The following is a 12410-nucleotide window of genomic DNA, read 5'->3' on the forward strand; positions in this document are numbered from 1 at the left end:
GGGGCGGCCGGGGCGGGTGGGGCGGCCGGCGGGGCCGGAGCGGCTGAGGCGGCGCCGTCCGCCGGAACCGGGCCGCCGGGAACCGGCTCGGGGTTGTAATCGGTCAGGAATTCATGCCAGGTGGGGTCGACCGAGGAGGGGTCGTCACGGAACTTACGGTACATCTCCTCGACCAGCCACTCGTTTTGCCCGAATGGTGAACTAATGTTGGCCACGGCCGCTGTTCGCCTCGATTCTTGTCTAGTCGTCAGTCCTGCACGCACTATCGCTTAGATCGAGCGGAACCGTTGACCCGAGCTGGGCGTCCCACACCCCGGGCGGTCGGCTTGCGCCGGCCGGCGTGTTAGACCCATAAAGGCTAGCGCTTTGCCCGCAATTAGCCAGACGTCAGGGCTACTCGCTTTGGCTCGCGTCGGGAACCGGCGGCAGCAGGTGCAGCGTTCCCGGCCAGTGTTCGGGCGCTGGACCGAATGCCGCCTGCGCATTGCGTACCAATTTCTTGCCCATCATCCGGTTGCCGACTCCACCGACGATCGCGCCGATACCCACCGGCAGCGCCCTGCCCAACATCAGCGCGCTCCGCCTGAGCGTGACTCGTTTGACGACGTACTTGAGCATCCTGGTGTTCAGCTTTGACAGGGCGGGCAGCGGCAGCGTGGCCAGGCTCTCCGATACCCAGCTGCCGCTGGTGCGACCGTTGCCGAACAACTCCGAGACCGCTGTCTTGCTGTTGTCGCCCACCAGTACGGCCAGCACCAGGGCGCGCCGGCGCTCGCGCTCGTCGAGCGGGATGTTGTGGACCGCGGCGACCGCCAGTACGAACAGGGCCGTCGCCTCAATGAAGAATGCGGTTTCTCCGGCGGTAGCCGACAACGCTGCCAGGGTGCCGACCCCGGGCAGGGTGGCGGACGCGCCCACGGCCGCGCCACTGGCCATCACCACCGACAGGAAGTGCTTCTCCAGCTTGCCCACGATCTCGGCCGGGTCGGCTCCGGGGAACGAGCGACGCAGCTTCCCCACGTAGGCCTCGGCTGCCGGCCCCTGGACGTGTGTGCTGCGTTCGATGATCTGGGCCAATGTCCGGGTGGTCAGCTTCGGCCGGCCCTCGGGGAGTTTGTGGTCCTCGGGCGGGAGGGCCGTTACCGATGTGTCTTCGCCAGCGCTCATGGTGCCTCTCTCTGCAAGGGAGTTCACCCAGGCTAGCGTCTGCGGGGAAATGGTCCGGTCCGGCGTGCTCGAACGCAGCGGGGATAATGCGGGCGGGATTCGAAACGAGGTGCCAGGCGTTGAGTACGGCGAGGAGCAGGGTGGCTGGGAACGGGATATCCGGGCATCCGTGGGCGGCGCTGGGGGCGCTGATGCTCGGCTTCTTCATGATCATGGTCGACTCGACCATCGTCACCATCGCCAACCCGACGATCATGGCCGACCTGCGAATCGGCTATGACACCGTGGTCTGGGTGACCAGCGCCTACCTGTTGGGATACGTCGTGGTGCTGCTGGTCGCCGGGCGGCTGGGAGACCGGTTCGGCCCGAAGAACATGTACCTGATCGGGTTGGTGACCTTCACCGCGGCATCGGTGTGGTGCGGCCTGTCCGGCACGGCCGGCATGCTGATCGCGGCCCGGGTCGTGCAGGGCGTCGGGGCGGGAGTGCTCACCCCACAGACGTTGTCGACGATCACCCGCATTTTCCCCGCGGACCGTCGCGGGGCCGCGATGAGCATGTGGGGGGCGACTGCCGGGTTGGCCAGTCTGATCGGTCCGCTGGTGGGCGGGGTTCTGGTTGACGCCCTGGGCTGGCAGTGGATCTTCTTCATCAACGTTCCGGTGGGGGTGCTGGCCGTGGCCCTGGCGCTCTGGCTGGTTCCGGAGCTGCCGGTCCATCTGCAGGAATTCGATCTGATCGGCGTCGCGTTGTCCGGTGCCGGGATGTTTCTGCTGGTTTTCGGACTGCAGGAAGGCGAAGGGGCCGGCTGGGCTCCGTGGATCTGGGCGGTCTTGGTCGCCGGCGCCGGATTCATGACGGCGTTCGTCTGGTGGCAGTCGGTCAACCATCACGCACCGCTGATCCCGCTGGGAATCTTCACCGACCGTGACTTCAGCGTGAGCAGTGTCGGTGTCGCCATAATCTCGTTCGCGTCGACGGCAATGATGCTGCCGCTGGCGTTCTACGCCCAGTCGGCATGCGGTCTGTCGCCGACGCGTACCGCGTTGCTGATCGCGCCGATGGCGATCTTCAACGGCGTCCTGGCGCCGGTCGTCGGTGCCGTCATCGACAGGATGCATCCGGTGCCGCTGCTCGGCTTCGGCTTCTCCGCGCTGGCGATCTCGCTGACCTGGATGGCTATCGACCTGACGCCGGCTACACCGATCTGGCGGCTGGTGCTGCCGCTCATCCTGCTGGGTATCGCCAACGCGTTCGTCTGGTCGCCGCTGGCCGCTGCCGCGACGCACAACCTGCCCACCCATCAGGCCGGGGCGGGTTCGGGGGCGTACAACGCCACCCGCCAGTTCGGCGCGGTGCTGGGCAGTGCGGGCATGGCCGCCTTCATGACGTGGCGGATCGCCGCCGAGATGCCTGGCTGGTACGAGGCCGCCGACTACTCCGAAGACGGCGGCACATTGCAGTTGCCGGGATTCCTGCGCGAGCCGTTCTCGGCCGCCATGTCGCAGTCGATGTTGCTGCCCGCGTTCATCGGGCTGTTCGGGATCATTGCGACGCTGTCGTTGACCGGGGCGCTGGATGCGGTGCGCGATAGATGGCGTTTCGGTGCGGGCACCCCGTCGGGCAAGGACCCCGACCATGAACTCCCGGACGACGGCGATTATCTGGATGGCGACGACCACTACGTCGAATACCTCCTTCGCCGGGAACCGTAGGAGGGGGACGACGGGAGCGCAGCCGGGAGAGGAGTCGGGACAGCCCGATCGCTATCGACCGCCCACGCCGCCGAAGGTACCGGCATCGACGGTCAGCGGCCCGCTCCTGCGCCGCCGGTCGCGTTGCCGATCACTTCGACGGACCTGCCGTTCCAATGGAACTTCACCGCGGCGCCGAGCCCCAGGCCGTTGGAGTAGGTCAACGCCACCGTGTCACCGGTGCATTGCGAAGTGTCGATGCCGGTGAAGCCGTACGTGTCGGGCACCCCCCGGGGGATGTACTTGCCCAGGTGAAACATGACCGCACGGGTGTTGGGGCTCTCGGAATTGGTGTTGGCCTTGACGATCACCGTGGACAGCTGGGCGCATTCGTTGTAGTTGCCCGCCAGCGGCTCGGGGTTCCAGGGCTGCTGGCTGCGCGGATCGTGCGGCAGCTCCGAGACGGCTTTGGCGATCGTGGGCGAGCCGAGGTTGACCGCGCACGGGTCTGCGGGAGCATCGCCGCTGGTGGGTGAAGTGGACGCAGCTGGTGGTGGAGCCGTGGGATCCGGGGCGCCGATGGTCGGGGGCGTCGTCGGCTGCGGGGCCTGCGGGGTGATGGCCACTGTCGAATCCCCCGAACCACATCCGGCCACGGCGGCCGCCAGCACCACCGCGGAAGCCGCCGCCAGTGGTGCCGCACGATCGGGAAGCCACCACACATCGGGCACGGTACCGCTATCGGCTCGCGTGCGTGCGGCAGTGGCCGGCCGCATCGGCGTGTCGGAGCCCGGGCGCCGTGGCGAAGACCCGTCGCTGCACAGCTAAGCTTCCAGGGCGATGACCGCTGCCGAGTCCCTCCCGGAAACCTTTGCCGAACTGCAGATTCACCCTTCGGTGCTGCGGGCGGTCGGAGACGTCGGCTACGAGTCGCCGACGGGCATTCAGGCCGCGACCATCCCGGCCCTGCTGGCCGGTACCGACGTGGTCGGCCTGGCCCAGACCGGCACCGGTAAGACCGCCGCTTTCGCCATCCCGATACTGTCCAGGATCGACACCGCCAGCAAAGCAACCCAGGCGCTGGTGCTGGCGCCCACCCGCGAGCTGGCATTGCAGGTGTCCGAGGCGTTCGGCCGGTACGGCGCCCACCTGCGGCAGCTCAACGTGCTGCCCGTCTACGGGGGTTCGTCCTACTCCGTTCAGCTGGCCGGGTTGAAGCGGGGCGCGCAGGTGGTGGTCGGTACTCCGGGCCGGGTGATCGACCACCTGGAGCGCGGCACGCTGGACTTGTCCCGGGTCGACTACCTGGTGCTCGACGAGGCCGACGAGATGCTCGCCATGGGGTTCGCCGAGGATGTGGACCGCATCCTGGCCGAAACTCCGGAGTACAAGCAGGTCGCACTGTTCTCCGCGACCATGCCGCTGGCTATCCGCAAGATCACCGCCAAGTATCTGCACGATCCGCTGGAAGTCACCTCGAAAGCGAAAACCGCTACCGCCGAGAATATTTCGCAGCGGTACATCCAGGTGGCAGGACCCCGCAAGATGGATGCACTGACGCGGGTCCTCGAGGTCGAGCCGTTCGAGGCGATGATCGTGTTCGTGCGCACCAAGCAGGCCACCGAGCAGGTGGCCGAGCGGTTGCGGGCCCGCGGTTTCGCTGCAGCGGCCATCAACGGCGACGTTCCCCAGGGTCAGCGGGAGCGGACCATCGCCGCACTCAGGGACGGCGGCATCGACATCCTGGTCGCCACCGATGTGGCCGCCCGGGGCCTGGACGTCGAGCGGATAACGCACGTGCTGAACTACGACATCCCGCACGACACCGAGTCCTATGTCCACCGGATCGGCCGCACCGGCCGGGCCGGCCGCCAAGGAGCAGCCCTGCTGTTCGTCTCCCCGCGCGAGCGACACCTGCTCAAGGCGATCGAGAAAGCCACCCGGCAAACTTTGACCGAAGCTCAGCTTCCTACGGTCGAGGATGTCAACGCCTCGCGGGTGACCAAGTTCGCCGACTCGATCACCGACGCGCTCGCGCAGCGCGGCATCGAATTGTTCCGCAGGCTGGTTGAGGATTACCAGCGCGAGCACGACGTCCCGATGGCAGAGATCGCCGCGGCGCTGGCGTTGCAGTCCCGCGACGGTGAGGCATTCCTGCTGGAGCCCGATCCGCCGCCGGAATCCCGCCGGGAGCGCCGGGAGCGGCCCGGGAATTCCGCTGACAAGACGAAGCCCTTCGACAAAACGAAGCCCTTCGACAAGACGAAGCGCAACCAGGCGTTGATCGCCTACCGTATCTCGGTTGGCAAGCGGCACCGAGTCGGCCCCGGCGCGATCGTGGGGGCCATTGCCAACGAAGGCGGCCTGCACCGGAGCGACTTCGGGCACATCACCATCGCGGTGGACCATTCGTTGGTGGAGCTGCCGGCCAAGCTGCCCCGCGCCACCCTCAAGAAGCTGGAGAAGACGCGGATCTCGGGTGTGCTGATCGACCTCCGGCCGCAGCGCGCACCCGAGAAGTCCGGGCAGCACGCGACCTCGAAAAAGCGCGGCAAACCGCGAGGCAAACGCGCCACATGACCCTCTCCGAGGAGCAAGAGGACCAGGGGGGGCTCGAGCAGGTTTCCCACGTGGATCGGGTCGCATCGCTGACCGGTGTCCGTGCACTGGCCGCGCTGCTGGTGGTGGGCACCCACGCCGCCTACACCACCGGTAAGTACACCCACGGCTACTGGGGTATGGCCGGCGCCAGGATGGAGATCGGCGTTCCCATCTTCTTCGTGCTGTCGGGTTTCCTGCTGTTTCGGCCGTGGGTGAAATCGGCGGCGACGGGCGGACCGCCGCCGTCGCTGAACCGGTATGCCCGGCACCGGGTCCGGCGGATCATGCCGGCCTACGTGGTGACCGTGCTGCTCGCCTACCTGCTGTACCACTTCCGGGATGCCGGGCCCAACCCGGGGCACAGCTGGGTGGGGTTGGTCCGAAATCTCACGCTCACCCAGATCTACACCGAGGGCTACCTCGGCAAATATCTGCATCAGGGGCTGACCCAAATGTGGAGCCTGGCCGTGGAGGCGTCGTTCTATGTTCTGCTCCCGATACTGGCCTACCTGCTGCTGGTGAAATTGTGCCGGCGCCGCTGGCAGCCGAAGCTACTGGTGGCGGCCATCGTCGCGTTGATGCTGATCAGCCCGGGCTGGTTGACACTGGTACACGCCGACCACCGGTTTCCCGACGGCGCCCGGTTGTGGTTGCCGACGTATCTGGCCTGGTTTCTCGGGGGCATGCTGCTGACGGTCCTGCAGCGAATGGGGGTGCGGTGCTACGCCTTCGCGGCCATCCCGCTGGCGGTCATCTGCTATTTCATCGTCGCCACCCCGATCGCGGGTGCGCCGACCACCTCGCCCGCATCGCTGCCCGAGGCGCTGTGGAAGACGGTCTTCTACACCGTGATCGCCACGCTGGCGGTGGCTCCGCTGGCGCTGGGCGACCAGGGGTGGTATTCGGCGTTCCTGGCCAGCCGGCCGATGGTGTGGCTCGGTGAGATCTCCTACGAGATTTTCCTGATCCACCTGGTGACCATGGAGTTCGCCATGGTTTACATCGTTCGCGCCCATGTCTACACCGGCCCGATGCTGAACCTTTTTGTCGTGACGGTGGCGGTGACGATCCCGCTGGCCTGGTTGCTGAACCGGTGCACCAGGGTCAGGTCCGGCTGAGTGTCAGCACCGGTGCGACGAACTCCGCGATCAGGGCCTGTTCGTCGGCGTCGCTGGTGCCGGGGAACATCAGCAGCGAGACGATCACCCGGACCGTCCAGCGTGCGTGTCGCTGCAGGGCGGCCGGGTCGGTGTGCCCCGCCATCTGGTCGGGGACCGGTGGCAGATCACGTTTGACCGTGCTGAGAAATCCGGCGGCCAGGGCGGTGATCACCTCCGATTGAGCCGCCAGTTCGCCTCCGATCGGCAGTCGGGTGGACCCGAACCACGCGGCCAGCGCGGGATTTTCGCGAACCGCCCGCAACGAGGTGAGGATGCCAGCGATCAACCGGTCGGCGGGGTCGGCGATACCCTCGATCCCGGAGAGGATCTCCTTGCCGAGCCGGCGGGCCTCGCGGTGTACGAACGCGGTGCGCAACGCTTCACGGCTGTCGAAGTATCGGTACAGGGTGGCACGGGAACAGCCTGCGGCCCTGGCGATTTCATTCATGCCGATGGCTGTCGGGTCCCGGTCGGCAAACAGCGCGCCGGCGGCGTCGAGAATGCGGTCTGCCGCGATTTCGGTGCGGCGCTCGGCCAGCCAGTCGCGGCCGCCGCTACCGCGCGGCATCAGGCGGTGACCCGAATCGGCACCGACAGCGGGCGTCGGACGTAGTTGCCGCCCGACCACACGATGCCCGCCTCGTCCACATCGAAATCCGGGCAGCGGCGCAGTAGTTCGGTCAATGCGACCCGCGATTGCATGCGTGCCGCCGCCGATCCCAGGCAGTGGTGTGCACCGTGGCTGAACGTCATGATGTTCCGTGGCCGGCGTTTGACGTCGAGTTCGCCGGCGTCCGGGCCGTATTGGCGCTCATCGTGGTTGGCCGAGGCGTAAAGCAGCAGCGTCCGGCGCCCCGTCGGGATCGTGGTGCCCTCGATCGTCACGTCGCGGGTGACCGTGCGGGCCAGGCCCTGCACCGGTGAGGTCAGCCGCAGGAGTTCGTCGACGGCGTCGGGAATGAGTCCGGGATCATCGACCAGCAGTTGGCGCTGATCGGGCCGCCGGTACAGCAGCGGCATCGAACCGCCGAGCATCCCGGTCGTGGTGTCGTTGCCGCCGGTGACCATGGTGAAGGTGAAGCCCAGGATGCTCAGCACACCGGCGACATCTCCGTGGGCGCCGACCCCGGCCGCCACCAGGTGCGAGATGGTGTCGTCCCCGGGTTGGCTGCGCCTCCGCTCGATCAGGTCGGTGAAGTAGCCCATCATCGTCGCCACCGCGTCGCCGACCGTCTCCAGCGAAGCGGCGATGCCGCCATCGGCGGTGTTGGCCGCAACGATGGCCTGCGTCCAGCCGTCGAACTGCGCCCAATCCTCTTCGGGCACACCGAGATAGTGGGCAACCACCATCGAGGGCAACGGCTTGAACAGTTCGGCGACGATGTCGCCGCCGCCGTCGGCGCGGATTTTCTCAACCCTTTCGACGACGAACTCGCGCACCTTGGGTTCGACGGCCTCGACCTGGCGCGGGGTGAACCCCCGCGACACCAGCTTGCGGAACTCGGTGTGCCCCGGTGGATCCTGCATCACCATCGGCGGGTTGTCCTGCAACCCGATCATTTCCAGGTCGCCGTAGTTGACCGTCAGGCCCTGGGCGGAGGAGAACGTCTCGTGGTCGCGGGCCGCAGCCCAGATGTCGGCGTGCCGGGACAGCACGTAGTAGTCGTGATCGGGCTGGGACGGTGGGACGACATGGTGCACGGGGTCGTGGTCGCGCAGCGCCCGGTACATCGGCCACGGGTTCGGCCAGGTCTCGGCGGTGCACAGCTCGAACTTCGCGGGGGCATCGCCGGTGTTCTGATGAGACAATAATGCTGTCATGTCGTATAGATACGACAATGATATTGATATGTCAATAGGCAGTGGTGGGGGCGCGGGTGCCGGACGCGCGGGTGACTTGGACACACAGGTGTAGCACCATATTTCATCGGTGATACACTCCGTGCATGCCAACGACGCGGCCACGCCATTTCGTCACCGAGACCGATGATCTGGCCCGGGCACTGGACACCGCTGCAACGCGGTGGCCGGACCTGAGCCGCCCGCAACTGCTGGTGCGTCTGGCCCTCGAAGGTCATCGCGCCGCGGAGCGGACCCGTGAGGAACGCCGCAGCCGCAGGCTGGCCGCTGTCCGCGCTTACAGCGGCTCTCTTGCCGGGGTCTACGGCCGGGCCTATCTGAAAGATCTGCGCGAAGACTGGCCGCAGTGATCGTTCTCGACGCGAGTGTGCTCATCGCGTTTCTGGCCGGCGATGACGCCCACCATGGGGCGGCCGAAGAGTTCATTGCCGACGCGGTTGACGAAGAACTCGCCGTCAACCCCCTGACATTGGCCGAAGTACTCGTCGCACCGGTTCGCGACGGCCGGTTGGACACAGTGGTCGCTGCGCTGGCCGCGCTGGAAGTTCGTGAGCTGTCGTTCCCCGATGAGACCTCGGTTCCGCTGGCCCGGCTGCGTGCCGAGACGGGGCTGAAGATGCCGGACTGCTGCGTCCTGCTGGCTGCCGAGGCTCACCGTGCCGGTATCGCGACGTTCGACCGGCGGTTGGCCGCGCTGGCCCGGCAGCGGGGCATCCCGGCGGTGCGGCCCTGAGCGCGTCCGCCCGCGTGCGCAGGGCCGTGCAATCGGGGCAGCCCGGTGGTGCGGCCCTAGGCGATTGCTTCAGATCCCCGACCCGGGATTGAGTATGCCCAGCGGGTCCAACGCCTGCTTGATCCGCCGGTTGAGATCCATCACCTCGGGGCCCAGATAGTCGGCCAGCCAGGGTCGCTTCAACCGGCCGACGCCGTGCTCGCCGGTGATGGTGCCTCCCAATCCGACTGCCAGATCCATGATTTCGCCATAGGCGAGCTGCGCCCGCTCTGCCATCGCGGCGTCGGCGGGGTCGAACACCAGCAGTGGGTGTGTGTTGCCGTCGCCGGCGTGGGCGATCACCGAGATCATCATTTCCCGCTCGTCGGCGATCCGGGCGATTCCGGTGACCAGATCTCCCAGTGCGGGCAGTGGCACGCCGACATCCTCCAGCAGCAGTGACCCCTTCGACTCGACGGCGGGGATGGCGAACCGCCGCGCGGCGACGAACGCTTCGCCTTCGTCGGGATCGTCGGTGGAGAATACTTCCGTCGCATTGTGTTCGGCGAACACCGCGGCCATGGTCCCGGCGTCCTGGGCCCCCGCGGCTCCACGTTCATCGGAGGCCGCCACCAGCATCGCGGCCGCATCCCGGTTGAGGTCCATGTGCAGGGTGTCCTCGACGGCGTTGATGGCCACCGAGTCCATGAACTCCAGCATCGACGGGCGCAGCCGCCCGCTGACCCCGAGCACGGCCGCCACGGCGTCATCCAGCGATGAAAAACTGGCCACCACCACGCTCGATGCATTCTGCGCCGGCAGCAGCCGCAGCGTCACTTCGGTGACCACGCCCAACGTTCCCTCGCTGCCGACGAACAGCTTCGTCAGACTCAGCCCCGCCACGTCCTTCAGGCGCGGCCCTCCCAGGTGCACCGCGGTGCCGTCGGCCAGTACCACCTGCATACCGAGTACGTAATCGGTGGTGACGCCGTACTTCACACAGCACAATCCACCGGCGTTGGTGGCGATGTTGCCGCCGATGCTGCAGATCTCGAACGACGACGGATCGGGCGGGTACCAGAGCCCGTGTTCGGCGGCGGCCTTCTTAACCTCGGCGTTGAACAGGCCCGGTTGGCAGACGGCGGTGCGGGTCACCGGGTCGATGGTGATGTCGCGCATCTTCTCCGTCGACAGCACGATCCCGCCGTCCACGGCTGTTGCCCCGCCGGACAGGCCGCTGCCGGCCCCGCGGGTCACCACCGGCACCCGGTGGGCGGCGGCCCAGCGTAGGGCGGTTTGCACCTCATCGGTGCGTCTGGGCCGGACCACGGCCAGCGGTTTGCCCGCCGCCGGGTCGAAGGCGCGGTCCTGTCGGTAGCCGCCGGTGATCTCCGGATCGGTGATCACCACGCCTTCGGGTAGGCCGTCGATCAGGCCAGCCAGCACATCGGAATCCACGGGGTCGATGCTACGGCGCTGCGGGGTGCCGCCGCGCGACCTGCGTCGTGCCTCGCGCGGAGCATGGCTGTGCAGTCCCGCTCGGTGAGCAGCGGCGGGACGCAGGCGCACCTCAAGCCCCGCCGGAGGCGTCCACCGTGACTGCGCAGTCACGTTCGGCGGTGTCGGTGACTGTGGCGTTCCGCTCGGCAGGCTGGGGGGTGGTGGAGCGCAGGCGGCGGGGGGCGCAGCCGGCGGGGGCGAGGGCCCGGGTCAGAACCTGCTCAGCAGGGTGGACCGCGCCTTGACGTGGAACTTCTCAAGGCGCGACTCGCGGAGCAGTTGCATCCGCTCGGCCATGTCGCGGCCGAGCGTCTCCAGCTCCTCGTCGCTAAGATCGACCGGGGCGGGGGGCGGGACGAGGTCGCGTTCCTCCTCGTCGGCGTGCGCCTCGAGCACGGTGATGAATGATTTCCATTCGGCGTCGTAGTCGGCCGATTTCGGTGATGTCCGCAGCGCCACAGCCAACTGGTCGTAGATCTGCCGGTGCTCGGCGTGCGCGATCGCGATCAGCCGGGTGGCCTCGGCCATGGCCGGGTAGTACAGGTCGTCTTCGATGCGCATGTGGATGTCGAATTCGATCAGCAGCTCATCGAGGCAACGCTGCCGCTCGGGTGTTCCGGCGGGCGCGGTAAGCATGCGTTTTCCGAGCCCGCGCAGCATATTGTGATGGTCGGTCAGGACGTCGTACGCGTTCATCGGTGGATGCCTCCGTCGTGTGTGCCGCGCAACTCGACCATGCCGCTGTTCAGCCTGGTCTGGTAGCAGGGAAGTGGTGCCGCGGCCGGACCGCGAACCACTCGGCCCGACTTGGTGTCGAATTGCGAACCGTGCCATGGGCATACGATGCGGCCCCGGTCGAGCCAGCCGTCTGCCATGGGTGCCGCCAGGTGAGGGCAGAATTCGCCGACGGCCGACACCTGATCGCCGCTGCGGCAGACGACCAGTCCGACGCCGTCGACCTCGACGCGGGTCAGTTCGCCTTCCTTCAGTGATTCCTCGGGCAGCACCGGAGTCCACTCTTGGGTTTGCAGCCTGGGCCCGGATTGGTCGATGCCGATGCCGGCGCCGAAGACCAGCGCGCCGCCGAGATATCCGCTGCCCGCGGCGATGGCGTATCCGATTGCGCTGGTCGCCACTCCCCGTAGTTGGCGGCCGCGGCGACGGTCCAGCCAGGAGGAGATATAGAGCACGGTGGCCAGCAGGTTGAGCAGGCCGTGCACCAACCCGACCCGCCGGTTCTCCTCGTGGGTGTGCTGCCAGTCGGTGACTCCGGTGACCGCGGAACCGAGATTGGCGGCAATCCCGATGGCCAGGGCGCGCTGAGCAAAGCGCTCGGCGTCGAGCCTTTCGGTGGCGGGCCGCCGCGGTAGTGCGTGCAGAACATCGAGGGCGACGGTTGTTCCGATGGCGCCGCTGGCCAGGGAAGCCAGAGGTGGGTGCGCGGGGTGCCCGAGCCATACCCCGTTGAGAATGTTGGTGATCCGGTTGCGTGCCCTGCCGAACGCATTGAAAACAAAGCTGAGGATGTTCTCGAACCGGTAGCTGGGTCGGTCGAGCCATTCCTGACGACCGATGAGGGCGAGCGCTTGTTCGCCCATTGAGTGCGGCGTGTGCTTCAGCGGTTGTAGCTGGTCGACCATCGTGCGGCAATCCTCACCGGAAATCAGCGGTTTCCAACGTGTCGGAGCTGGGGACCCGACGAACATAACAGCGGTA

General features: G+C 67.3%; 13 protein-coding genes. 5 read left to right on the forward strand and 8 right to left on the reverse strand.

Translation table 11 applies throughout. The features are described 5' to 3' along the window. Together ACK5M9_RS16030 and ACK5M9_RS16035 are read right to left on the reverse strand one after the other, a co-directional pair. A partial coding sequence (locus ACK5M9_RS16030; RefSeq protein WP_416894130.1) for a 2-oxoglutarate dehydrogenase E1 subunit family protein occupies positions 1 to 215 on the reverse strand: 215 nt, incomplete at its 3' end. A gap of 178 nt (positions 216 to 393) precedes the next feature. Continuing rightward, entirely contained in the window at positions 394 to 1167 is a 774-nt protein-coding gene (locus tag ACK5M9_RS16035) for a hypothetical protein (RefSeq protein ID WP_416894131.1), read from the reverse strand. 191 nt (positions 1168 to 1358) lie between these two features. Here ACK5M9_RS16035 and ACK5M9_RS16040 point away from each other — a divergent pair, with 191 nt between their 5' ends. Beyond that, entirely contained in the window at positions 1359 to 2882 is a 1524-nt protein-coding gene (locus ACK5M9_RS16040) for a DHA2 family efflux MFS transporter permease subunit (RefSeq protein ID WP_416894160.1), read from the forward strand. A 92-nt stretch (positions 2883 to 2974) separates the two neighbouring features. Here the strand turns inward: ACK5M9_RS16040 and ACK5M9_RS16045 are convergent, their stop codons facing one another. Then, positions 2975 to 3592, reverse strand: coding sequence for an LppP/LprE family lipoprotein (locus ACK5M9_RS16045; RefSeq protein WP_416894132.1), 618 nt, complete (start codon positions 3590 to 3592; stop codon positions 2975 to 2977). A gap of 109 nt (positions 3593 to 3701) precedes the next feature. Here ACK5M9_RS16045 and ACK5M9_RS16050 point away from each other — a divergent pair, with 109 nt between their 5' ends. Together ACK5M9_RS16050 and ACK5M9_RS16055 are read left to right on the forward strand one after the other, a co-directional pair. Then, positions 3702 to 5441, forward strand: coding sequence for a DEAD/DEAH box helicase (locus ACK5M9_RS16050; protein ID WP_416894133.1), 1740 nt, complete (start codon positions 3702 to 3704; stop codon positions 5439 to 5441). Next, positions 5438 to 6580 (forward strand): acyltransferase family protein, encoded by a 1143-nt coding sequence (locus ACK5M9_RS16055; RefSeq protein WP_416894134.1) that lies wholly within the window; start codon positions 5438 to 5440, stop codon positions 6578 to 6580. Before ACK5M9_RS16050 ends, ACK5M9_RS16055 begins: the two co-directional genes overlap by 4 nt. Here the strand turns inward: ACK5M9_RS16055 and ACK5M9_RS16060 are convergent. Both ACK5M9_RS16060 and ACK5M9_RS16065 read right to left on the reverse strand, forming a co-directional pair. Further along, positions 6567 to 7190 (reverse strand): TetR/AcrR family transcriptional regulator, encoded by a 624-nt coding sequence (locus ACK5M9_RS16060; protein ID WP_416894135.1) that lies wholly within the window; start codon positions 7188 to 7190, stop codon positions 6567 to 6569. The genes ACK5M9_RS16055 and ACK5M9_RS16060 overlap by 14 nt on opposite strands. Next, a complete protein-coding gene (locus ACK5M9_RS16065) occupies positions 7190 to 8443 on the reverse strand; it encodes a cytochrome P450 (RefSeq protein WP_416894136.1) in 1254 nt (417 codons plus the stop codon). Before ACK5M9_RS16065 ends, ACK5M9_RS16060 begins: the two co-directional genes overlap by 1 nt. A 125-nt stretch (positions 8444 to 8568) precedes the next feature. On the opposite strand from ACK5M9_RS16065, the gene ACK5M9_RS16070 reads away from it, so the two are divergent. Continuing rightward, positions 8569 to 8832, forward strand: a complete 264-nt coding sequence (locus ACK5M9_RS16070) for a hypothetical protein (RefSeq protein WP_416894137.1) — start codon at positions 8569 to 8571, stop codon at positions 8830 to 8832. Beyond that, on the forward strand, positions 8829 to 9215 hold the full coding sequence (locus ACK5M9_RS16075; protein ID WP_416894138.1) for a type II toxin-antitoxin system VapC family toxin: 387 nt from the start codon (positions 8829 to 8831) through the stop codon (positions 9213 to 9215). Before ACK5M9_RS16070 ends, ACK5M9_RS16075 begins: the two co-directional genes overlap by 4 nt. Positions 9216 to 9284: 69 nt before the next feature. On the opposite strand, the gene ACK5M9_RS16080 is transcribed toward ACK5M9_RS16075, so the two are convergent. The 3 genes from ACK5M9_RS16080 to ACK5M9_RS16090 form a co-directional block, all read right to left on the reverse strand. Beyond that, positions 9285 to 10652, reverse strand: a complete 1368-nt coding sequence (locus tag ACK5M9_RS16080; RefSeq protein WP_416894139.1) for an FAD-binding oxidoreductase — start codon at positions 10650 to 10652, stop codon at positions 9285 to 9287. Positions 10653 to 10904: 252 nt separating this feature from the next. Then, positions 10905 to 11390 (reverse strand): hemerythrin domain-containing protein, encoded by a 486-nt coding sequence (locus tag ACK5M9_RS16085; protein WP_416894140.1) that lies wholly within the window; start codon positions 11388 to 11390, stop codon positions 10905 to 10907. Then, positions 11387 to 12292 carry a Rieske 2Fe-2S domain-containing protein gene (locus ACK5M9_RS16090; protein WP_416894161.1) on the reverse strand — a complete coding sequence of 302 codons (906 nt, stop codon included), beginning with the start codon at positions 12290 to 12292 and terminating at the stop codon, positions 11387 to 11389. The genes ACK5M9_RS16085 and ACK5M9_RS16090 overlap by 4 nt, the downstream gene beginning before the upstream one ends. Positions 12293 to 12410 lie beyond the last annotated feature (118 nt).

The organism is Mycobacterium sp. (assembly GCF_047975165.1).
Taxonomy (GTDB): domain Bacteria; phylum Actinomycetota; class Actinomycetes; order Mycobacteriales; family Mycobacteriaceae; genus Mycobacterium.